This window comes from Pseudomonas sp. CFBP 13710 (genome assembly GCF_014842235.1).
Taxonomy (GTDB): Bacteria; Pseudomonadota; Gammaproteobacteria; order Pseudomonadales; family Pseudomonadaceae; genus Aquipseudomonas; species Aquipseudomonas baltica.
The window spans coordinates 58,041-79,182 of record NZ_JACYVJ010000004.1 but is presented as its reverse complement, the minus strand read 5'-3'; the positions used below and the strand labels follow the sequence as shown (position 1 = coordinate 79,182).

At 59.2% G+C, this 21,142-nt stretch carries 19 protein-coding genes and 1 pseudogene; 6 read left to right on the top strand and 14 right to left on the bottom strand.

The features are described 5' to 3' along the window. Positions 1–31: 31 nt before the first annotated feature. The 10 genes from IFT44_RS11315 to IFT44_RS11270 all read right to left on the bottom strand — a co-directional run bounded on the left by IFT44_RS11315 (position 32) and on the right by IFT44_RS11270 (position 9,631). Positions 32–448, bottom strand: a complete 417-nt coding sequence (locus tag IFT44_RS11315) for a hypothetical protein (protein WP_192137521.1) — start codon at positions 446–448, stop codon at positions 32–34. Positions 449–505: 57 nt separating this feature from the next. Beyond that, on the bottom strand, positions 506–1,387 hold the full coding sequence (locus IFT44_RS11310) for a hypothetical protein (protein ID WP_192175921.1): 882 nt from the start codon (positions 1,385–1,387) through the stop codon (positions 506–508). Between the two features lie 1,030 nt (positions 1,388–2,417). Further along, positions 2,418–2,627 carry a type II toxin-antitoxin system RelE family toxin gene (locus IFT44_RS11305; protein WP_342214282.1) on the bottom strand — a complete coding sequence of 70 codons (210 nt, stop codon included), beginning with the start codon at positions 2,625–2,627 and terminating at the stop codon, positions 2,418–2,420. An 87-nt stretch (positions 2,628–2,714) separates the two neighbouring features. Beyond that, positions 2,715–2,948 (bottom strand): type II toxin-antitoxin system Phd/YefM family antitoxin, encoded by a 234-nt coding sequence (locus IFT44_RS11300; RefSeq protein ID WP_192137630.1) that lies wholly within the window; start codon positions 2,946–2,948, stop codon positions 2,715–2,717. Between the two features lie 271 nt (positions 2,949–3,219). After that, positions 3,220–4,134 (bottom strand): alpha/beta hydrolase, encoded by a 915-nt coding sequence (locus tag IFT44_RS11295; RefSeq protein WP_192137519.1) that lies wholly within the window; start codon positions 4,132–4,134, stop codon positions 3,220–3,222. Between the two features lie 184 nt (positions 4,135–4,318). Continuing rightward, a complete protein-coding gene (locus IFT44_RS11290) occupies positions 4,319–6,739 on the bottom strand; it encodes a TonB-dependent siderophore receptor (protein ID WP_192175920.1) in 2,421 nt (806 codons plus the stop codon). A 109-nt stretch (positions 6,740–6,848) separates the two neighbouring features. Then, entirely contained in the window at positions 6,849–7,811 is a 963-nt protein-coding gene (locus IFT44_RS11285; RefSeq protein ID WP_192175919.1) for a FecR family protein, read from the bottom strand. After that, positions 7,808–8,407 carry an RNA polymerase sigma factor gene (locus tag IFT44_RS11280; RefSeq protein ID WP_192175918.1) on the bottom strand — a complete coding sequence of 200 codons (600 nt, stop codon included), beginning with the start codon at positions 8,405–8,407 and terminating at the stop codon, positions 7,808–7,810. Before IFT44_RS11280 ends, IFT44_RS11285 begins: the two co-directional genes overlap by 4 nt. Beyond that, positions 8,404–9,243 (bottom strand): alpha/beta hydrolase, encoded by an 840-nt coding sequence (locus tag IFT44_RS11275; RefSeq protein WP_192175917.1) that lies wholly within the window; start codon positions 9,241–9,243, stop codon positions 8,404–8,406. Before IFT44_RS11275 ends, IFT44_RS11280 begins: the two co-directional genes overlap by 4 nt. Before the next feature lie 154 nt (positions 9,244–9,397). Then, complete coding sequence (locus IFT44_RS11270; protein WP_192175916.1) at positions 9,398–9,631, bottom strand: DUF1127 domain-containing protein; 234 nt, start codon at positions 9,629–9,631, stop codon at positions 9,398–9,400. A 95-nt stretch (positions 9,632–9,726) separates the two neighbouring features. Between IFT44_RS11270 and IFT44_RS11265 the strand changes: the two genes are divergently transcribed. Next, positions 9,727–10,581: a LysR substrate-binding domain-containing protein gene (locus IFT44_RS11265; RefSeq protein WP_192058880.1), complete on the top strand. Its 855-nt coding sequence runs from the start codon at positions 9,727–9,729 to the stop codon at positions 10,579–10,581. A 53-nt stretch (positions 10,582–10,634) separates the two neighbouring features. On the opposite strand, the gene IFT44_RS21355 is transcribed toward IFT44_RS11265, so the two are convergent. From IFT44_RS21355 to IFT44_RS11255, 3 genes and pseudogenes are all read right to left on the bottom strand, one after another. Beyond that, complete coding sequence (locus IFT44_RS21355) at positions 10,635–11,129, bottom strand: methyl-accepting chemotaxis protein (RefSeq protein ID WP_446730952.1); 495 nt, start codon at positions 11,127–11,129, stop codon at positions 10,635–10,637. 372 nt (positions 11,130–11,501) lie between these two features. Then, positions 11,502–12,656, bottom strand: a pseudogene (locus IFT44_RS21350) (FIST signal transduction protein); the annotation flags it as partial. Positions 12,657–12,850: 194 nt separating this feature from the next. After that, complete coding sequence (locus tag IFT44_RS11255; protein WP_192175914.1) at positions 12,851–14,806, bottom strand: hypothetical protein; 1,956 nt, start codon at positions 14,804–14,806, stop codon at positions 12,851–12,853. Between the two features lie 621 nt (positions 14,807–15,427). Here IFT44_RS11255 and IFT44_RS11250 point away from each other — a divergent pair. Then, positions 15,428–16,558 (top strand): Fic family protein, encoded by a 1,131-nt coding sequence (locus tag IFT44_RS11250; protein WP_192137512.1) that lies wholly within the window; start codon positions 15,428–15,430, stop codon positions 16,556–16,558. A gap of 28 nt (positions 16,559–16,586) precedes the next feature. On the opposite strand, the gene IFT44_RS11245 is transcribed toward IFT44_RS11250, so the two are convergent. Continuing rightward, positions 16,587–17,366 (bottom strand): IclR family transcriptional regulator, encoded by a 780-nt coding sequence (locus tag IFT44_RS11245; RefSeq protein WP_122480588.1) that lies wholly within the window; start codon positions 17,364–17,366, stop codon positions 16,587–16,589. A 215-nt stretch (positions 17,367–17,581) separates the two neighbouring features. Between IFT44_RS11245 and IFT44_RS11240 the strand changes: the two genes are divergently transcribed. From IFT44_RS11240 to IFT44_RS11225, 4 genes are read left to right on the top strand one after another with little or no spacing between them, the layout of a single operon-like run. Further along, positions 17,582–18,346 (top strand): ABC transporter substrate-binding protein, encoded by a 765-nt coding sequence (locus tag IFT44_RS11240; protein ID WP_122480589.1) that lies wholly within the window; start codon positions 17,582–17,584, stop codon positions 18,344–18,346. A gap of 14 nt (positions 18,347–18,360) precedes the next feature. Then, the gene (gene ehuD, locus IFT44_RS11235; protein WP_122480590.1) at positions 18,361–19,029 is read left to right on the top strand and encodes an ectoine/hydroxyectoine ABC transporter permease subunit EhuD; all 669 of its coding nucleotides are present in this window, start codon (positions 18,361–18,363) and stop codon (positions 19,027–19,029) included. Continuing rightward, positions 19,026–19,778 carry an amino acid ABC transporter ATP-binding protein gene (locus tag IFT44_RS11230; RefSeq protein WP_122480591.1) on the top strand — a complete coding sequence of 251 codons (753 nt, stop codon included), beginning with the start codon at positions 19,026–19,028 and terminating at the stop codon, positions 19,776–19,778. Before ehuD ends, IFT44_RS11230 begins: the two co-directional genes overlap by 4 nt. Positions 19,779–19,783: 5 nt before the next feature. Then, a complete protein-coding gene (locus IFT44_RS11225) occupies positions 19,784–21,052 on the top strand; it encodes an NAD(P)/FAD-dependent oxidoreductase (protein WP_342214287.1) in 1,269 nt (422 codons plus the stop codon). The last annotated feature ends 90 nt before the right edge of the window (positions 21,053–21,142 follow it).

Genomic DNA, 21,142 nt, shown 5'->3' with positions numbered 1-21,142 from the left:
ATTGCGCCAGCTTAGGGATAGATTGAGTAAATCACGGCGCTTTAGCATGCGCAACAATCTCTTTTAGTGTTATCCGAGCGACGTAAACGCTTATCGCAAGAGAAAGTTGCCCGATTATGCTAGTAACGAATAACAGCATTCCACTGCCAGTGCTGATACCTGATTTTGCGACCCAAGGAAGTAGGGACATACATGAAAAGACTACCGCGTAAATCAAGCTGACCCATGCATGAGCTTTTAATTTCCAATAATCCGGCCACTTAACAAGAAGTTGAATCGTATCCTTATCTTCTTGCAACAACCCTCGTACCTCATTGAATACCCATACAGCCAGCGCCGTTGGTAGAAGCATTAGATACTTAAGGACTTCATCATTAAGCGCAAGCGAGCTTGCAAAATCATGGAGTTGCGGAGCTAAATACGTCCACGCCAACCACCCAAGTGCCAAGACTATTGCTTCCACACTTATTAATGCGACACGGAGGCCATAGAGATATCGCACAGGTCAATGCCTCATATTTCGTTCACTACTGACACGCTTGAAGTAACCGCGAGCGAGGGATGCAAGTATTTCAGGATCTGGCTTTTTATCAAATAAAAAGCTCTTTTGAGACTCTGAAGTTCGTATCACTACGTCGTGTCCGTTTTCGGTGCCCAATGCTTTACCAGAACCATAGCCGTCTGCAGCCATCAACATCGCAGCATCGGTGATATCTGGCTCTTCAACCGGTTCATAACTGGGGTTCTCAAGAATATGTTCTATCAGCTCAAGTAGCTGAGTTGATAACCCTTTCGGTTTAGAAGTTATTTCCCGGACCGAGACTTCATCGGCTTGGCGCCGTCTTACATATTTATCTAAACCACCCCAAAGACGACCAAACAAAGGGTTAGGTGGATGGACCTTTGCGGAGAGTTCAGTAATAATGTCTAGTGACTGAAGCTTCTCCAAGAAAGCCCGGTAGTCCGCAACTGGTTCTACTGTGCAACCTACAAAAAAATTATCATATGCAGACTCGATAATTGCCTTGAATCGCCGAGGGAATATGTCTTCTTGAATTCCATTCCAGACATGCAGAAACGCGAGACCCGAGAAATCCGGAAGATAGACAAAGGGGGCACTAGCCTCCAGAAGATAGGGGGCTTGAGCTTGACGCTGCTGTTTAGCAGGCTCATTGACTATCGTTACTTCTCCATTTCTAGAATATTTAGCGAGATTACCGAATATGTAAGGTGTGGGAGAATCACGCCTGTCGATTACATCTGTGATTGTCCATTCAAACTGACCAAGCACCACAACTGGCGCTTGAGCAATAGCATCTAACAGCTTTTCTTGATTTAACTGGCCGAGCTTGATAACTCTCGCTAAATAATAACGACCACGCCGCATACTCGCTCATCCTTAAGTATCGCCTTGAAGCGCTCTAACTATAGCTCCTGTAATCTCGATAGCGAACCAGAAAGTGCAGTAAAACACATGGTAGGTCTACCCCGATACAAAGAGCAGTGTAGCGAGCAACGCTACTATTTTGCCAGCACCATGTCCATAGCCTTGAGCCAATTTGCTCGGAGGGGTACCGGAGGCGTCAGGCCGTAGCTAAGGTAACGCAAGTAGCACACCTTTCGACGTTAGGTACCCAATAACTGAGCGTGCCCTTCGCCACTGATGATTTTTTGATCGGGTGCGATTGAGCGTCGACAGAGGAGTGCAATAAATTTCCTACCCTCTGTCCCTACCCCATTCTTTGGGGATAGCTAAATCAAGTAGATGGATAGCATCGAGACTTTGCGGACCCGGGTTCGACTCCACTGAATTCCATAACTAGCTGAATTATCGATAGTTACTCGTCGGGTTACGCCAAATTTTCCAGCGAACTCCAGACGCCCGAAAACCTAGTCCCGCAGAACATACCGTTCGTCTGGTGCCGGCACCATACAAAACAAGGGCCTGCAGCGATGCAGGCCCTTTGTTTTTGTCCAGCACATAACAACGTACGTAACAAGCATGCGATGGAGCGTGGGTAGACGCCTGAGCACCATTGCCCCGCAGCCAAGCGTGCAGCCACCAACGAGCCCCCTCCCAGCGTGGCTGATCTGTTTTCATGGTGAGCCATGGGAAACAGGTAACCGAGGTAATTTTCCGTTCGAATTCTCGGAAAGCCTTGCCACGCAAGCGTTCCAGCCCAGCTCTAATTGCACTGGTAATGCGCATGGCGCGAGATGCCCATGATCGGATGAGGTGAAAGCCAGGTTGGCAACGTCTCTGACCGCCGAGCAATACACCGATCTGCAGCTTCGGTGCCTTGAGCTTCGAGGATGGCCGGAAGCCCCCGAAATTCCCGGAGAGCACGTATCGCCCCATAATGTCCATATTGGTGGTTGATCGTGAGGCGTAAAAAACCCGCGAGGCGGGTCTTGGTTCACACCCTTCTTACTGCTGCGTCGTAGACCTCGTCATCGCGACGTGCACCTACGCACACGACCAAGATGATTTCAGTACCGTTGATGCGGTAGACGATACGTACATCGCCCGTGCGAATCCGGCGGTACCCGGCCAGTGGCCCGCGCAAGGCCTTGCCGACCTTGTCGGGCTCCCCCTCGGCAATACGCTCACGAATGACCTTCAGCACTCCCTTAGCTTCAGCAGTGCCAAACAGCTAGAGCCCTTTGTCTATCAGTGAATGAAACCGAACAGTCCAGTCCTTCATCTTCATTACCTATTTGAACCGAGCCTCCATATCCTCGAGGCTCACGGTAACGTCGTTCTCAAGGCTAGGCAGGCGGTTGATCGCAAGCAGTTCAGAACGCAGATCTTCAAGCTCGTCCTGCATGGCTTGGTAGCCGTCGATGCCCACAAGCACGGCGGCTGGCTCGTTGTCCTTGAAGATCACTAAGTGTGAGATGTCGCCGCTAGTGACGTCATTCAAGCGCGCGCTAAAGTTGCGAGCCATAGCCGTCTCAGAAACCGCCTGCTCAGCTCGATTCAGTAGTGCAGCCATGGTTAACCCCTTCTTGGTCAGAAGATTAAGACGCGTTGATATGTAGTATTCAGACCGGCTGCACCGGTGGCAGCTCAGGATTGATCGATAGAATGCGCGCCGTCGAAGTAGTTTATGTGCAAAGGGATGTATACGTTGCCACTGCTTACGAGCATCTACACATGCACAATTCGTCAGCAGCGATGAAATGAGCAAACTTGAGGCTTACTTCAAGTACCCTTCCTTACCCCACCCCCAACCTCCCCAACCACGCCTCATACCTCCCCGGCCACTCCCCACTCGCCGTCCCTCTCCTCCCCAACCCAAACCCATGCCCACCAGTCGCATACCGATGCATCTCCACAGCCACCCCACGCTGCTCACAAGCCGCAGCCATGATCAGCGTATTGTGCGGATCAACCACGGAGTCATCCTCCGCCTGCACCAAGAACTCGGGCGGTGTGCTGCCAGTTACACGGTTCTGCACAGACCACTCAGCCTCTTCTTGCGCCGATGCATCTGGCCCCACCAATACCTTGTGAGTCGAGGTATATGTATAAGGCCGCTCCAACGTAATGGGTGGATAGATCAACGCCGCCCCCTCAGCGACGGCGGAGATCGAATCGATGCTGTCTTGCGCGACATACGTCTGAGAATCGCCAAGCGTCGCGGTCATGCCCATCAGATGCCCACCCGCCGAAAAGCCCAGCAGGGTCACATGCTTTTCCCGGCTGCGAACGATGCGCAGCGCGCGTTGTGCATCTTGCAGCGCTACGATGTTGCCGGCGTTCCAGCCTTCGCTTGGCAAGCGGTAGGCCAGCACGTACGCGGTATACCCGCGCTCCGTCAGCCAATCGGCCAGGGGCCATCCCTCGATCCCAAGTTCGATTCGTTTATAGCCCCCGCCAGCAGCGACGATCACGGCTTTTCCATTGGGTTTGGCGGGCTTGAATATCTGCAGGTAAGGGCGGGTGACGTTGCTCAGAGAGCCATGGGATGTGAGGGTGTTATCTCCCGACGGTCCGCCTCCACCTGGCGGTACGCCGCTCCACAGCTCGACTGTTTCGCTGTTGGCCGGTGGGTCATTGGCCTGAGCGGCGGCCAGTTTCAACATCAGCATTGCCGTGCCGGCGCCCAGGATGAAATTGCGGCGATTCATGAAAGCTCACTCAGTCGGTGGACGAGAATTTCTTACGCACCCTAGTATCTTGTTGGGTGCTTCAGGAAAGCTACCTCACTTTCGACCGACCGCACTGAGCTCCGCATATTTTTCAAGCATTCATGATCGACGACTCACTATCAGCTCACGCTAACCTGCGCCCATCCGGCCGGAACAAGCCCTCTCAATACTTCCACGTCACCGACGCCGTCAAATTGCGCGGCGCGCCATAGTTGGTCGACCCGGACGATTGATACAGCGACAGCAAGTACTTGCGATCGGTGACGTTGTTGAGGTTCAGCGAGGTGCTCCAGTTGTCGTCGATGTCGTAGCTGGCCATCAAGTCCACCAGCGCGTAGGCCTCTTGGCGCACGTTGCTGTTGGTGTCGACCTCGGTTGCACTTTGCCACTGAAAACGTGTGCCCACCTTGACGCTGGGCATCTCGGGCAGGCGATAGGTCAGGCTGCCGCGCAGGGTGTGGGTGGGGATGTACTTGCGGGTGTCGTCGCCGTTGTCGTCTTCGATCTGCACGAAGGTGTAGCCGCCCGCTATGTCCAGGCCGGGTAGCGCTTCGCCCGACGCGCCCAGTTCGAAGCCGTGGCTTTTGACGTTAGTGCCGCGGTACAGGTACTGGCCACCGACGATTTCGCCGGTGAGCTCGGCGACGTTTTGCTGATCGGTTTTGAACGCGGCAGCGGTGAGGGTGAGTCGCTCATCGAGCACGAGGCCTTTGACACCCACTTCCAGGCTTTTGCCTTCGAGGGGAAGGATCAAGCCGCCGCTGGTGCTGCGCAGGTATTGCGGCTTGAAGATTTTCGTCCAGCTGGTGTACAGGCTCCACTGTGGGGTGAGGTCGTAGACCAGGCCGGTGTACGGGGTCACTTTGCCGTGCACCCGTGTGTCGTGGGGCGATCCGTACCCGGCGCCATCGCCGTCGGCGCTGAGCATGCGTGCGCCGGCAATCCAGTGCAGGTCATCGACAACGCTGAAGCGCGCGCCGGCGAACAGGCTCTTTTGTCGGTCGGTGAACAGCTGGGTATTGAGGTCGTCGGTGTAGTTCAGCGGCGGTTGCACGACGTTGCCGGACAGCGCGTCGGCCAGGCTCACCATTTGGTTGCCGGATGCATCTTTGTAATGCCCGACCTCGTCGTGGTGGGTGCGGCCGTAGTTGGCGCCCAGGGTCAGTTCATGTTCCCTGCCGAACAGCGCGAAGGGTCCGGACAGTTTCGCTTCGGCGGTGACTTGCTCTTCCTTGCTGGTGGTACGGTTGATATAGCCATACACCTGGTCCGCGCTGGCGGGGATGGCGTAGAACATCTTGGTGTCGGAATCCTGCTTCATTCCGGCCAGGGTCAGGGTGCTGGTCCAGCCATTGTCGAACGCGTGGGTCAGCTCGGCGAAGGCGCGCTGGGTATGCACGTCCCAGTAAGTCCAGGGCTGGCCGACGCTGGAGCTGCGGCTGCTGTAGTGAATGCGGTTGCCCTGGTAGTCGGCGATGGGCAAGGCGCCCCAGGTGCTGCCATTGGAGTAGCTGTTCTGCTGGGTGAAGCCTACCGTGAGGGTGTCGGCATCGGACAGGTCGAAAGCCAGCAGGCCGGCCGCGACGTTGACCTCATGGCCGTACTGATCGAGGTAGGAGTTGCCTTTGTCATGGGAGGTGATGAAGCGTCCGCGAACGTTTCCGCTTTCGCTGAGTGGGCCTGACACGTCAAAGCTCAAGCGACGGTTGTCCCACGAGCCCACGCTGCTGTCGACCCGCGCCTGGAACGTGTCCGTGGGGCGTTTGCGCACCAGGTTGACCGTGGCAGACGGATCGCCGGTGCCGCTCATCAAGCCGTTGGCGCCATGCAGCACGTCGACCTGCTCGAACTCGGTCATGTCCTGATCGCCGACCAATACGCCGCCGGAGAACGGCAGGCTCATGCCGTCGAACTCGAAGTTTTCAATCTTGAAACCACGCGAGGTAAAGGCGGTGCGATCGGTTTCGAACTGTTCCACAGTCACCGACGGTGCGTTACGCAGCGCATCCTTCACGCTGTTGAGCTGGAAGTCGTCCATCTGCTCGCGCGTAATCACGGTGATCGCTTGCGGGGTTTCCTTGTCGCTCAGGCCCAGGCGAGTGGTGCTGGACACGGGGTTTGCCCGGTAACCGCGGGTTGGGCTGACGTCGCCGGAGGTTTGATACTGGATCTGCGTGGGCGCGAGGAGGATTTCGCTGCTGGCCTGCGTGTTCTGCACCGGAACCAGGTAAACGGTCATGGCATCGGTTCGGGCGAAGGTGTAGCCACTGCCCTGCAACAACTTCGCCAGTGCCTCTTCCGACGAGTAGCGGCCCTCTACGGCAGTGCTGCGCAGGGCGCTGTCCAGGTTGCCGTCCAGCAGGACGTTCTGGCCGGACTGCTGACTGAACTGCAGCAAGGCCTGACGCAGGGGTTGCGCGGAAATATTGAGTGACAGCCGCTCTACGGACGTCGCCGCCGAATGGACCTGCGCGCCATGAGCCTGAAGTGCGCCGACGAGCAGTGTGCACGCCAATGCGGTGCCCAGCGCGTTGCGCTGCCAGCGGCTGTCGATGCTGGTTTCATGGTTGAGTTGCCTTGCCATTGCGGTCGTACCCCAGGAAGTGCGCGAAAATGCGAATACCAATCAGTCAGGCTAAGACGCATGAGCGCACGCGATTCCCTGAGGGTGCGTAAAAGATTTTTCTGCGGTATCAGGCGGGATAGATCAGAGTGATCAGGTCGGTGTAACGATCCACACGCACCGCCAGGGCTTTGGTGATGGCATCGAGCATCTGCTCGGGCTTGTTCAGATTGAGGATCAAACTGACCCGGCGGCTGGCGAGTTGCTTGTCCATGATGAAGATTCGGCCTTCGCGCCAGCGTTGCAACTCATCGATGACCGTGAACAAGGGCTTGTCGAAGAACACCAATCGTCCGCTGCGCCAGGCGAGTACCTGGGCCAGTTCGGCATGCTGGATGGGGCCGGTCCGGTCACGGCTGAAACGCAGCGACAGGCCCTCTGCCAGATCGATCTGCTGGTTGGCCGTTACCACACGGACCGACTTGCGGCTTACCGTCAGCAGTGTCGATGCGTCATCGCATGACAGACAGAACTCACCCTCGGCGGCCACTACCTGCCCGGATCGGCTGTTGACCGTGAACTCACCGGCGGCTGCGGGCAGCACAGTGAAGTAAGCCTCGCCGTGAAGCAGTTCCACGGCGCGCCGGGTCGGCGAAAAATCCACATTCAATGCGGTGTGGCCGGCAAGGTCGACGGTGGACCCATCGGGCAAGCTGACCGTACGCCGCTCGCCCACGGCGCTGCGGACATCGGCGAACGGCAGGCCCATATCGTTGAGCCATAGCATGGAGGCGCATGCGCTGACGGCCACGGCACTGGCGGCGATGCCCATGCCGACGAAACGCCGTCGAGACAGGTGCGCAGCGGCCGGTGCCGCGTTGAGCGAATGCAACTGCGCGGACGCGGCCCACAGGTGCTCGAGCTGGGCATAGGCCTCGGCATGTCGGGGGTCGGCATCCAGCCACGTGGCCAACTCTGCCTGTTCGGCTGCTGTGGGCGACCCGCCGTGCATCAACGCAAACCAGGCGCTCGCTCGATGGCTTATGTCATCGACGTGCGCCACAGGGGACGCTGGTGGTGGTTCGGCGCTCATTCGGACATACCGATCTTGAGCAGATCCAGGGCGCGCACCATGCGGCTGTACGCGGTTTTGGCAGGAATACCCAGGCGCTGGCCTATTTCCACATAGGTCAGGCCTTCCACGCGCACCATCAGGAACACCTCGCGACAAGGCGCGGGCATGTTCTGGATCACGACGTTCAACGTATTGAGTTGTTGATGAGCAATTGCCGCTTGTTCCAGCGTTGGCGTGGACGGCTCGAAGCTTGAGGTCGCCTGTGGATCAAGGGTTTCGCCCTTGCGATGTTCCTGACGCCGAGTGTGATCGATGAACAGATTGCGGGCGCTGGAGAACAGATAAGCGCGGAAATTCGCAATCGGCGTTCGGCCCATCTGTTCGGAGAGGCGAATGAACGTGTCCTGAGTCAGATCGGCGGCGGTCTCTTTGCAACGCAAACGACGGTCCAGGTAATCCTGAATTTCGCTGCGGTGGGCGAGGTACAGCGCCTTGAGATCTGGGCCGGACATGAAGGAACCTTGAAAGGCGGAGTGGCAGGGCAGGAAAATATCACAAAGAGAATCATTTGCGCTTGCGAAGGCGTTGTTGCCTGCGCTTTCCTGCCTGCTCAATAGCGCCTTGCTCCAATCAATTCACCCAGTACCTGATTGGGGATGCGAAAGGGTATGGAGGTGTGGTCCTCGCCAGGTTCGACCACAAAGCCGGTGCGCAGCCCGGTACCGGACAACTGCTGCAGGCGTGAATACAACGCCCTGGCATCCTGGATGCCCTGGACCGAATCGCGCTCGGCCATCACGATACTCAGGCTGGTCTGCGTCATGTCGAGTTGCCCGGCGCGGACGCGTTCGGTGAAGGCGCGTTCAGGTGCCAGCAGGAATTGGTCGCGCCACCACAGGCTAGGGCTGACCGCTACAACGTGTTGAAACAGAGTGGGCCGAGTGAACATCGCGTACACGCCCAGCATGCCGCCGAACGAGTGCCCGACCAGGCTGCGCTGGTCTTCGTCGACTTTGAAATGCTCGGACACCTTGGGCATCAGGCGCGTCTGGATAAAATCGAGAAACAGATCCTGACCGCCTTGTGGAGGTGTGTTGCGATCGGCGGGCGCAGGTGGGGTCAGGTCGAACGCGCGCCTGGCGAAGTCCAGGGGCGTGTCACTCGGATAACCGATGGCTACCAGGATGGATCCGCGCAATTTGGCCTGTGCGCGCTTGGCGGCATGAAACGCCGGAAAATAGGCATTGCCATCCAACAGATAAATCACTGGATAACCGCCGGTGTAAGGCACGTCACCCTCGGGAAGGCTGATCATGATGCGGTATTCCAGCCCGCCTTCGCTTTGCATGGTCCATTGCTCGGTACCGTCCAGCGTGACCGGCTGCGCATGAGCGGCCATCGCCGCGCCAACAAGCCAGGCGGTGAACACTGCAATTATTTTACGAATCATGATTTCAGACGGTCCTCGTTGGGCAGGCCCGCAAGCGGATGTCGTCGACCTCAAGGAAGCCGACCGGCACACCTGCGCGGTGGAGAATGCTCTCGCATGCCCATAAGACGGATGACGGCGTCGTTTGTCTTGCTCTGGCGATGGCCAAACCGATTTACTTGCAGAACGGATCGTCCCAGAACGGGCGCTCGATCTCTTTATAGATATCCGCCCGGCTCAAGCCCAGGTCCTTGAGCCCGGCGTCACTCATCTGCTCCAGTTGATGCCGTTGCCGAGTCAGTTCATACCAGCGCGTGATGCGCTTCCAGAGATTGGCTAGAGGCCCCAACGACTTATGCTGGGTGCAGCCATCGTTCGAAACACAGGCATTCATTGTTTGACCTTTCATCTGCTCATCCTCCGGGTTGATGGCTTGATTCTCGGTTCAGGCTTAACATCAATCCAACGAATGTTTTGAATGCTGTGCATCTCAGAGATTGATCAATGTCCCATTACCAGAGCATCGATTCGGAAGTCCTGCGTACTTTCGTTGCCATCGCCGATGAAGGCGGTTTCACCAAGGCCGGCGAGCGGGTTAACCGCACTCAATCGGCAGTGAGCATGCAGATGAAGCGGCTCGAGGAGGACGTGCTGTGTCGGCAATTGTTCGAACGTGATGGCCGGCAGGTGAAGCTGACGGCTGAAGGGCAGATTCTGCTGGGTTACGCGCGCCGCATTCTCAAATTGCACAGCGAAGTGTTCACCACCCTGCGCGAGCCGCACATGGTCGGCACCGTGCGCATCGGCACTCCGGACGACTACGCCATGCGCTTTCTGCCGGGGATCTTGTCCGGCTTCGCCCAGGCGTTTCCGCTGGTGCAGGTGGAGGTCCATTGCGAGAGCTCCCGGCAATTGATGCAACGCAAGGATTTGGATCTGACGATCGTCACCCGTGAGCCCGGGCGTGAAGTGGGCCAGTTGCTGCGCCAGGAGCGCTTCGTGTGGGCTGAAGCCGAAGGGTTTTTTCTCCACGAACAAACGCCCGTGCCACTGGCGATGTTCAATACCGATTGTTTTTGCCGGATATGGGCCTGCAACGCCTTGGACGCCGCGCAGAAGCCGTACCGGATCGCCTACTCCAGCCCCAGCCTCGCGGCGATAATGGCGGCGGTCGGCGTGGGCCTGGCGGTCACTGCACAGTTGCAGAGCCTGGTCACGCCAGGGATGCGGATCATTGGCGAAGCCGAAGGCATGCCCTTGTTGCCCATCGCGAGCATCATGTTGCTGCGCAACCCTGATACCCGCTCGCCGATGATGGATGCATTGGCTGAGCATATCGTCGAGGGGTTCAGGCTTTGAGTACCGGAGCAGACTCGACGTCATGACCGATCCCCAACCTGCGCAAAGCTCCCCTACCCCCGCGTCAACCCGGTCAAGGTATCCGCAATGCCCTTCGTGCGCCTCGCCGTGCCTTCCGTGGCCTGGCTCGATGCCTCCAGGGTATCCAGCATCTCCCTCAGCGCGCCCACCCCTGTGGACTGGTCTTCGATCTGCTGAGCCACTCGCTGAATTTCGCTCGACAGCAAGTCGACATCCACGCCGATATCCGCCGCATTCTTGCGGGTGATCTCCGCCAACTTGCGCACCTCGTCGGCCACTACTGCAAACCCTCTGCCCAGTTCGCCAGCGCGGGCTGCTTCGATAGCAGCGTTCAACGCAAGCAAATTGGTCTGCCCGGCAATCTGCTGGATCACCTGCACGATGGACTGGATCTGCAGGCTCGAACTGGCCAGCGCACGTGCGCCTACCACCGCTTCGTCCGCCTGCCGGGCAAGGTCTTCGACGGTGTCGCCGGCCTGGCTGGACACGGTGTTCTGGCGGTCGATGGTGGCCGCCAGGTCATCCATGGAAAGGTGCAGTTCGCCGGAGTAATGCTTGATCTGGGTGGCCATCTGCTCCTGTTGCTCGCCCGCGTCGGAGAGCACCTGACCCAGAGCCGCGAGGCCTTTGAAGACGGGAAGGATGCCGTTGTCCAGGCCGCGGGTGTCGAGGGCGCTGGTGAAGTCGTTGCGTTTGAAGGCTTCGATCTGTTTGACCACTACGTGATTCAAACCAACCATTTTCTTCAGTTGGCGACGCAGGAAGAACGCTTTGAATTCGCCGTAGTGAGCGATGAAGCGGTCCACGTATTCGTCGGTGAACGAGGCGCCTTTGGCGACGTGGAAGAAGAAGATCGCGGTCAGGGTCTGGTTGAGGTTCAGACCGAGGATTTCGCCGAAGGTCGAGAAGCCCACCACCGGCACATCGCCAAAGAGCCCGCGCATGCTGCCCAGGTCATTGGCGTTGTTGAGCCTGCGCAAGATGCAGTCGTTGAGAATGGCGGCGACCGGCTGGCCGCCCTTGCCTTGCAGGAACTGTCGGTAGTCTTTTTCCGTGGCCTGACGCAACGGCGTACGCTTGACCATGACCAGCTCTTCGCCCGGTGCGACGTCGCAGAACAGTTGGATGATCTGCTGGGCGTGGTCGATGCGGGCAATGGAGCGCACGAACAATTCACTGCCGACACGGATGGCGAACGAGTACTCGGCCAGGTTCTTTTCCAGGGAGTGGCTGTCGCATTTGAAGGCGTTGCACAGGGCCTGCACCATGCTCATGATGTTGCCGTTACTGTCGATCACCTGGTCGATGGTGCGGTCTTCGACGGAGGCGGTGAGCACGCTGAACGTCAGCCCGACCGGTTCGAAGTTCTGGCTTTTGAACACACCGAACCGGATATCCGGAGCCGTCTTCAGGAAGACGATCTGGGCGTGGTTCTGGTAGCTGCGCTTGCCGTCGTGGATCAGGGTTTTCTGGAAGTCCGATTTGCCGCCGGCGGAACCGCCGACGAACAGGCACGGGAAGCGACCGGATTCGTAGAGCGCCTCCATGAAGAACGATTCGGACGCCGACAGCCCGTCGAACACCACATAGGCCAGGGTGTCGCGGTGGTCGATGGGCGTGCTGACCTGCACGCGCTTGATGTTGTTGACCAGCTTTTCGATGCGCTCGCGCATCTCCATGCGTTTGCCGCCTTTGCGAATGTCTTCGCACTCCAGTGGCACCATGACCACTTCCGCCGAGGCAATCACGCTGCGCTCGAAGCATTGCAGGACGATGCGGTCCCAATGCTCGCCCGCGGCGCAGTACAGGCCATCGGCGCTGTTGCACAGCTCACCCGAGGTGGTGCACAGGCTGATGGTGCCATTGGGAAAGCGCTGACGGACGCTCGCCGCGACCTTGTCGATGTCCAGGTGGGGCGAGACGAAACCTGTCACCAGCACGGGATCTGCGCGCAAACCGGCCAGGGCACGGTCCAGCTCACCGGCCGTGCAACTCAGGCTCACGGCGCCCTGGCTGTTTGCGCGGGCGTTGTTGAAGCGTTTGAAAAGGTTCATCACTGGGCTCGCTAGAAGAGGGCACAGCGCACGCGGGGCGTGGCTTGCATTGGTTCTCCTATCGGCCTTGGGAAGGGGGACTTGAAGCAGGTGGTCGGGTTTATGGGGATCGAGGCTACTGTGACCTGCAGGGTTGTGTGCCTGCGTTCCAACCGCCAGACCGAACGCTTTCTTGTAAGCATTCAGAAGCATCATCAATAACCGTGAAGCTGCCGAAATGCCTGGCCCTTATGGTATTCAACCCACTCCTCCACATCGTAAGGAATGTACAGCTGGTGCCGAGCGCGGGAAATTGCGACGTACACTGCGCAAATTCGCTCATCGAATTCGTAGGCATCCTTGAACGCCCCCGTGGTAAGCAGCTCGGGGGTCAGTAGCACCTGATCGAACTCCATTCCGCCAGCGTCCTGGGCCATCATCAGCACACAACTGCTGCCGAGCTGGCCTTGCAAGCGGTTCAGCCGTGTCATGTCTGCAACGTTGAAACCCTTCTCCAGCGCGTCTTCTACCCATGAGAACGAATTGTCGTATCGATTGGCTTCGCGCACCTGGGCCCAGTCGAGCAATTCGTTAAGATCCGGGTGTGCGCCTTTGCCATGATGGTCAAGGCTGTAATATTCAGGCTTGTAGAGCGCGATGGCCGTGGACATGAAGTGCTGAAGGTCGTCCTGAGCCTTTTTGTTCAGGAAGCTGAAGCCACAGTTGGCGTCGTGAAGCTGCATGACCCATTTCATGGTGTCCCAATGCGAAGCCGTCAACACCGCACAGCTTTCAGGTGGCACGAAACCCTCGTGATAATGTTCCACTCGTACGTCCGCGTTGCGAGCCCCCTCGAAATACACTTTGCTCTTGGCCGAGTGCCGAGAGATAAGCGGGTTGACCAACTTCTCCACGTTGCGCCCCGAACGTAACGAATAGCTGATATCACTGCGACGCACTCCATGACGGCGCGGCACAGTTGCACCCTTGATCTGCTGATACTCGTCGCCAAGGGTGATCAACACTTGTTTGCCACGCTCGATGATCTGCAATAGCGACGCGGGAATGTCCTGACTTTCATCGATGAGCACATGGGTAAACCGTGCCGGTACCACGCAGTCCGCCAAGCTGGCACGTTTGATCATCAACAGCGTGGCGAAATACCCATGACCTGCCCATGCCGGGGTCGAGTCCAAGTACCGCCATAGGCGTCTGGCATACTCGAGCAACACCTTGGCATCCTCACTGGTCAATGCCTGCTGGAAATGCGGAAGATGTGCAGCGCTCAAGCTGTAGTCTCTGGAAGCGCTGTAGTTTTCCAGTACTTTGAGGCACAGGCCCAAGGTAGTCGGCCCGTCATACTGACGCAGGCCCAGGATGTTGAGTTCCAGAGCCAGTGCCTGCTTCGTCGGCAATCTGGCCGGGGCCGTTGCCGTGTTGAACCTGGAATGCTTCAGCAGTGCGTGCGCAAAGCCCTGGAAGGTGGAGCCGGCTTTTCTGTCGCGATCTCCGCCCATGTGCTTGCGCAAGACTTCAAGCTTGCTCTTCGTGCGCGCCAGTACAAGGGTGGTTTCGGGGCGCAGAAACTCCAGCAGTGCGCCCAGCAAATGGCTTTTCCCGACGCCGGCATAACCTTGCACATGCAAGTCTTCATTCAGATTGGCGCGGAAGGTGCGCAGCAGGTTGTCTTGCGCGTCGCTCAACCAGCGCTCCCGATGCCGCGGCGTAATCACATGCTCGCGGTCGGGGTTGTTCGCTCGGTAGTGTCGAATACTGAAGCTGCTATCCCACTCCCCCCCAGGCAAGAGATAATCCTGGGCGGCGACCTCTTCGTCTTCCAGCAAACGCAGTTTCAGGGGTTTGATCGCCTCAAGGCCGTAATACAGCTTGCCTTGGTCGAACAAGCGTTGTGCTTCGGATAACAGGCCGGTCGGTTCTCGAGAGGCCACGGCCCATCCGATCAACTTGGCCAATATTCTTTCGGCCCCAGCGGCGTTCAAGTCTTTTTCAGCGGCCTGTGCCAGGTTTTGAATGACGAGCACGGCAGCCAGCTCCGGACCGCTCAGAGATTCAAGCTGGGCCGCACCGTCCTCGGCGAGCAGGCGTAAACAGGTTTCCTCGGCGACAGGCAGGAAAACGGGATGGGATAAATCAACATGTTCGGCGTGCATAGACTCTCATTGCCAAGCGGTACGTTTCACGAGGGCCGTGGCTGCGCCACCCATCACTCATCATGCAAACGTCACTATACGGGTAGTCCCGTGACCGACGTGCCAACCGGTCCGGGGGGCTTTCAATGCACCTCTTTCAGGGAGGTACAGAAGTATGCCACCTTGATTTGTACCGCTGTCCGGATCTGCAGGTTGGGCAGGGATGATAATTTTTAACGGACGTTTCAAGCAGAGTCGCGCCCGCGGGTAGACACTAGACAGTCTCAAACCTGCACGACCTTTTCAACAGCCTGCATTGGACCAATACTGGCTGTGCTCTGGAGCCAATCGAGCGCCCGCCGCAGCTTTCAAACCAATAGCACAACCCTTCTAAATGGCGCGTTGAATTCGCTATCTTTACTGTGAGTAGGCGCTCGCCGCGGTCGTGTAACTCCAACACTTCAGCAATAACCCTATGGAAGGCTGTATTGCCAAGGTACTGATCGCCTATGGACTACAGCAATACATCACAAACTACGCACCTTGAAACAGTCCTTGATATCCAGCATGAGCCGAATACACTCAACATTCGGCTCACAATATGAGCCGAATAAGCTCCCCAATCGGCTCATCAAGGCGAGAATGCTCATGCCCCAGTGGATCTGGCAGCAACCTCAATGGCCGCAATTCTCCTGGCAACCCGACAAGCTGGCTGACCTGCTGCGTCAATGCACAAGCGAGCAAGGGCGGCTATTGGGCAGGCTCGGCGCCGTGGGTGATGAGAGCAGCCGACAGGGCATGCTCGATACGCTGCTGCAGAACATCATCACGTCCTCGGCAATCGAGGGTGAGGCACTCAATGCCGGTTCGGTTCGATCTTCCCTGGCTCGCCGCTTGGGTGTACACGAGCCCAAAGAGGCGCAGAGAACTTCGCGCAGCGAGGGTCTGGCGCAATTGATGGTCGATGCAACGTGCAATCACGCTCAACCTTTGAGCGTAGAGCGCTTGCTGCAGTGGCATTCGCTGCTGTTTCCAGCGGACGATTCGAGTCAGCTGCACACGCCGGTGCGTGTGGGTGAGTTGCGTGGCAATGAGCCGATGCAGGTAGTGTCGGGCCGGCTGGATCGGCCAACGGTGCACTTCGAAGCCCCATCTAGGCACGGGCTGGAACAGCAGCTTGAAACGTTCGTTGACTGGTTCAACGTGGCGTCGACCACGCTGGATCCCCTGTTGCGCGCGGGTCTCGCTCACCTGTGGTTCGTGACTCTGCACCCCTTCGACGACGGCAACGGTCGTTTGACCCGCGCGCTCACCGACCTGGCGCTTGCCCAGGGTGACCACCAAGCGGTGCGTTTCTACGCGATGTCAGCCAGCATTCTGGACAACCGGGTGGGTTACTACTCGGTTCTGGAACAAACGCAGAAATCCGACATGGACGTCACGCCGTGGCTGGTGTGGTTTCTTCAGACGTTGCTCGCAGCAATTACCGCAGCGATCAAGAACATCGATCGAGTGCTGAACAAGGCGCGCTTCTGGCAGGCGCACCGTGCGCTGCCGTTATCGAAGGAGCAGCTGAAAGTGATCAATCGCCTGCTCGATGGTGGCGCCAAGGGATTCGAAGAAGGGATCAGCGCCGCGCAGTATCAAGCGGTAGCGAAGGTCAGCAAGGCCACCGCCACACGCCATCTCGCCGATCTATTGGAAAAGGGCCTGCTGCAACGATTGCCAGGTGGGGGTAGGAGTACGCGCTATCGGATCGTCGCAGCAAGGTAAGTCTGCGTGCCACGTTTACCCTCGCTCCCTACCCCAAACTCCGCGCCGAATTGCTCAACACCTGCACACACTGCATCAACGCCGGCACCAGCTGGCTTTCGGCGTCGGCGCGGGTCCAGCGGCTGGTGGGGGCGACCACGTGGACGGCGGCCACGGGGCGGCCGTTGCCGCCGATGACGGGGGCGGCGATGGTCATGTCGCCGAGGAACAGTTCCTGGGTGTTCACCGCGTAGCCGCATTCGCGCACGGTTTGCAGCGAGGCCATGATCTCGTCCACGTCGGTGTGGGTGTGCGGGGTGTGCGCGACGCGTGCGCTGCTTTGCACCAGGGCCAGGGCCTCGGTGGGTGGCAGGGCGCTGAGGTAGGCACGACCGGAGCCGGTGCAGTACATGGGCACGCGGCTGCCGATGGGCATGTGCACGGGTACGAAGCGGGCGCTGACGAAGCGCGCGATGTAGGTCATTTCCACACCGGTGGGCTCGGTCAGGCAGGCGGTCTCGCCGGTCAGCCGAGTGAGTTCGGCGAGAAACGGGTTGCCCACCTCGATCAGCGAGTGAGCGTCCAGATAGCTGAAGCCCAGTTCCAGCACATGTGGGGTCAACTGGTAATGCCGAGTGCGCGAGTGTTTCCGAAGGTAACCCAGGCTTTCCAGGGTGAACACCATGCGCTGGGCCGAGCTTTTAGTCATGTGGGCGGCTTCGGCGATCTCTGCAAGGCTCATGCTGCGGCGCTTGGCGCTGAATGTACGCAGTACGGCCAGGCCTTTTTCCAGGGACTGGTTGAACAGGCTGTTGCGATCTTCGGACATGAGGGCCTCAAGGAAATGAGCAGTGATTGAACCCGGACGACAGCTATCAAACAGCAAATACCGGGCCTGAAAATCGTATAGCGATACGAAACCTCCGTTTAACGATTTTTCAGCTGCGTAAATTGATAGCAAAGACCTGGAATGGCACAGAGCTTGCGACCTTCCTCAGGACCGCATGGCGGTACCCACCTTCCGATTCCTTCTGGAGTGACCCGATGAACAGCCTTTCCCCTCTGTTTCGCCGTTTCGCGCTCGGTATCTGCATGACGCTCGGTGCCTCTCTGGTGCACGCTGCCGAGGCACCGATGTACAAGGTTGGTGCAACCGCCACGGGCTCGCCCTTCACCTTTCTGGACATCAAGAGCAACAGCATTCAGGGGATGATGGTCGACATCGCCAAAGCAGTCGGCGAGGCGGGCGGCTTCGGCACGCAGATGGAACAGACCAATTTCGCGGCGCTGATCCCGTCGCTGACGTCGGGCAAGCTGGACTTCATTTCGGCGGGCATGCTCAAGACCGAAGAGCGCGCCAAGGTGGTGGACTTCAGCACGCCGGTCTATTCCTACGGCGAAGGCCTGATCGTCAGTGCCGACGACAACACCGCCTACCCCGACCTCAATGCGTTGAAGGGTGAAGTGATCGGCGCCCAGGCGGGCACCGCTTTCTACGACCTGGTCAACAAAATGGGCATCTTCAAGGAAGTACGCACCTACGATTCGATTGCCGAGATGGTTCGTGACCTGTCCCTGGGTCGCATCAAGGCCGCCGTGGCCGACCAGCCGATCGTGGCCTACCAGATTCGTCAGAACACCTTCAAAGGGGTGAAGCTGGCTGCGGATTACACGCCGGCCAAAGTAGGCGATGTGTGCTTCGTGGTGCGCAAGGGTGACAGCGAAACCCTGGAGCGCCTGAACAAGGCCATCGACACCATCAAGGCCAACGGCACGCTGCAAGGCATCGTGCAGAAGTGGGGCGTGTAGGCTGAGGAGCGACCATGAAGCTTGCTGAATTCTTGCAGAACGCGCAGGACTTCCTGCCGATTCTGCTTCAGGGTGCGTGGGTGACCATCCAGATCACGGTGCTGTCGTTTCTGCTCAGCAGCGTGCTCGGGCTGGTGCTGGCGCTGCTCAAGCTGTCGCCGATCCGCGCGCTGTCGTGGGCGGCGAGCACGGTGATCAACGTGATCCGCGGGCTGCCGATCATCGTGCAGCTGTTCTATATATATTTCGTGCTGCCGGAGATGGGCATTCATCTGACCGCCTTCCAGGCCGGCGTGATCGGCATGGGCATCGCCTACTCGGCGTACCAGGCGGAAAACTTTCGGACCGGCATCATTGCCGTCGACCAGGGCCAGCGCGAAGCGTCGGAAGCGCTGGGCATGCGTTCGTTCATGATGATGCGCCGGGTGATCCTGCCGCAGGCGTTTCGTATCGCGCTGCCGCCCTACGGCAATACGTTGGTGATGATGCTCAAGGACTCCTCGCTGGTGTCGACCATCACCGTGGCCGAGATGACCCGCCAGGGCCAGCTGATTGCCTCGTCGACCTTCCAGAACATGACCGTCTACACCTTGGTGGCCTTGCTGTACCTGCTGATGAGCCTGCCGCTGGTGTACGGGTTGCGGCGCATGGAGCAGCGTCTGAGCCGGAGGAAGAAGGCATGATCAAGATCAGCCAGTTGCAGAAGAACTATGGCGACCACCGCGTGTTGCACGGGGTCGATCTCGAAGTGCAGAAAGGCGAAGTGGTGTGCCTGATCGGCCCGTCGGGTTCGGGCAAATCGACGTTGCTGCGCTGCATCAATGCGCTGGAAACCTATGAAGGTGGCTCGATCCAGGCCTTCGGTGAAACCGTGCAGCGCGGCAGCAAGACGGTGCACACCCTGCGCAGCCGCATGGGCATGGTGTTCCAGCGCTTCAATCTGTTCCCCCATCGCACGGTGCTGGAGAACGTGATGGAGGGGCCGCTGTACGTGAAGGGCGAACCGGCCGCGCAGGTGCGCAGCGAGGCGCTGGCGTTGCTCGACAAGGTCGGCCTGGCGGAAAAGGCCGATGCCTACCCGGAGCAGTTGTCCGGTGGCCAGCAGCAGCGTGTGGCCATCGCCCGCGCACTGGCAATGAAGCCTGAGGCCATGCTGTTCGATGAACCGACGTCGGCGCTGGACCCGGAGCTGGTGGGCGATGTGCTGCAGGTGATGCGCACCCTGGCCGACGAAGGCATGACCATGATCGTCGTCACTCACGAAATGGGCTTTGCCCGCGAGGTCGCCGACCGCGTGTGCTTCCTGCACGGCGGTTATCTGGTGGAGACCGGACCGGCCGACGAGGTGCTGGGCAATCCGCAGCACCCGCGCACCCAGGATTTCCTGCGCCGGGTCTTGCACCCGACCACCAGCACCCGGAGCCAGCCATGATCGATGTGCCTTCACTGTGGGCGGCGACCGCGCCGCCTGCGCGGGTCACCCCGCCATTGCGCGAGTCGGGTACGTACGATGTGGTGATCGTCGGCGCCGGGTACACCGGCCTGTCCACTGCGCTGCACTTGGCCGAGCGTGGCGTCAGCGTGTGCGTGCTGGAGGCGCGGGAGCCGGGCTGGGGCGCTTCGGGGCGCAACGGCGGGCAGGTCAACCCGACCTTGAAGCATGACCCGGACGAACTGGTGCGGCTGTACGGCGCAGCCATCGCCGAGCCGTTGATCGACACCGTGTCGCGCTCGGCCGACCTGGTGTTCGACCTGATCAAGCGCCACGGCATCGAGTGTGCAGCGGTGCGCAAGGGCTGGATGCAGGTGTCCTATTCGCACAAGGGTGTGGCTGGCCTGCACGCTCGCGCCGCGCAGTGGGAGAAACGCGGGGTGCCGGTGCAGCGCCTGGATGCTGGCGAGGTCGCTGCGCGCATGGGCAGCCAAGCGTTCGCCGGCGGTTGGCTGGATGGCCGCGCCGGCGCCATCCAGCCCCTGGCCTATGCCCGCGGGCTGGTCACTGCGGCGCAAGCGGCTGGCGCCAGTGTCCATGGGCAGAGCCCGGTGACCGGGTTGCAGCCAGTGGGGTCAGGCTGGCAGGTGCAGACGGCCAGTGGCGCCCAGATCAACGCAACCCAGGTGGTGCTCGCCACCAACGGCTACAGCGATGGCCTGTGGCCGGGCATGGCACAGAGCGTCCTGGCGGCGAACAGTTTCATCGTTGCGACCCGGCCGCTGCAGGGGGCGGCGACACAGAGCATTCTGCCCGGACAGGAGACCGTGTCCACGGCGCAGCGGCTACTGCTGTACTTTCGCAAGGACAGCCACGGACGGTTGCTGATGGGCGGCCGCGGCACCTTCAGCGATCCCGACGCACCTCAGGATTTCGGCCATCTGGAACGCTCGCTGGCGTTGCTCTTCCCGCAGCTGGGCAAGCTGGATTTCGAGTACCGCTGGGCCGGACGCATCGCCATCACCCGGGACTTCATGCCCCACGTGCACCAACCCGCGCCGGGCCTGACCCTGGCACTGGGTTGCAATGGCCGCGGCATCGCCCTGTGTACCAGCCTGGGACAACAACTGGCTGCCAGCCTGTGCGACAGCCGTGCCGAATTTGCCTACCCGGTGAGCCCTCTGCAGAAGCTGCCCATGCATGGCCTGCAACGCTTTTACATCGGCGCAGGCGTGGCCTGGTACAGCCTGCTCGACCGTTTGAACGTGAGCTGAGCGCCTGCGGCAGAGCGTCGCGCACGGGATTGGCGGTGAACCAATCGCCGTGCGCCGGTTTCAAAGGGGTTCACTCCGAACAATGGTTGC

What these genes read in the sequence shown, in the direction of transcription:
- IFT44_RS11300 (WP_192137630.1), bottom strand. Translation starts at nt 2,948, where the DNA reads ATGGCTCGCAACTTTAGCGCGCGCTTGAATGACGTCACTAGCGGCGAC.
- IFT44_RS11270 (WP_192175916.1), bottom strand. Translation starts at nt 9,631, where the DNA reads ATGAAAGGTCAAACAATGAATGCCTGTGTTTCGAACGATGGCTGCACC.
- IFT44_RS21355 (WP_446730952.1), bottom strand. Translation starts at nt 11,129, where the DNA reads ATGGATGACCTGGCGGCCACCATCGACCGCCAGAACACCGTGTCCAGC.
- IFT44_RS11265 (WP_192058880.1), top strand. Translation starts at nt 9,727, where the DNA reads ATGTCCCATTACCAGAGCATCGATTCGGAAGTCCTGCGTACTTTCGTT.
- IFT44_RS11310 (WP_192175921.1), bottom strand. Translation starts at nt 1,387, where the DNA reads ATGCGGCGTGGTCGTTATTATTTAGCGAGAGTTATCAAGCTCGGCCAG.
- IFT44_RS11240 (WP_122480589.1), top strand. Translation starts at nt 17,582, where the DNA reads ATGAACAGCCTTTCCCCTCTGTTTCGCCGTTTCGCGCTCGGTATCTGC.
- IFT44_RS11275 (WP_192175917.1), bottom strand. Translation starts at nt 9,243, where the DNA reads ATGATTCGTAAAATAATTGCAGTGTTCACCGCCTGGCTTGTTGGCGCG.
- IFT44_RS11245 (WP_122480588.1), bottom strand. Translation starts at nt 17,366, where the DNA reads ATGTCCGAAGATCGCAACAGCCTGTTCAACCAGTCCCTGGAAAAAGGC.
- IFT44_RS11250 (WP_192137512.1), top strand. Translation starts at nt 15,428, where the DNA reads ATGCTCATGCCCCAGTGGATCTGGCAGCAACCTCAATGGCCGCAATTC.
- IFT44_RS11295 (WP_192137519.1), bottom strand. Translation starts at nt 4,134, where the DNA reads ATGAATCGCCGCAATTTCATCCTGGGCGCCGGCACGGCAATGCTGATG.
- ehuD (WP_122480590.1), top strand. Translation starts at nt 18,361, where the DNA reads ATGAAGCTTGCTGAATTCTTGCAGAACGCGCAGGACTTCCTGCCGATT.
- IFT44_RS11230 (WP_122480591.1), top strand. Translation starts at nt 19,026, where the DNA reads ATGATCAAGATCAGCCAGTTGCAGAAGAACTATGGCGACCACCGCGTG.
- IFT44_RS11285 (WP_192175919.1), bottom strand. Translation starts at nt 7,811, where the DNA reads ATGAGCGCCGAACCACCACCAGCGTCCCCTGTGGCGCACGTCGATGAC.
- IFT44_RS11255 (WP_192175914.1), bottom strand. Translation starts at nt 14,806, where the DNA reads ATGCACGCCGAACATGTTGATTTATCCCATCCCGTTTTCCTGCCTGTC.
- IFT44_RS11290 (WP_192175920.1), bottom strand. Translation starts at nt 6,739, where the DNA reads ATGGCAAGGCAACTCAACCATGAAACCAGCATCGACAGCCGCTGGCAG.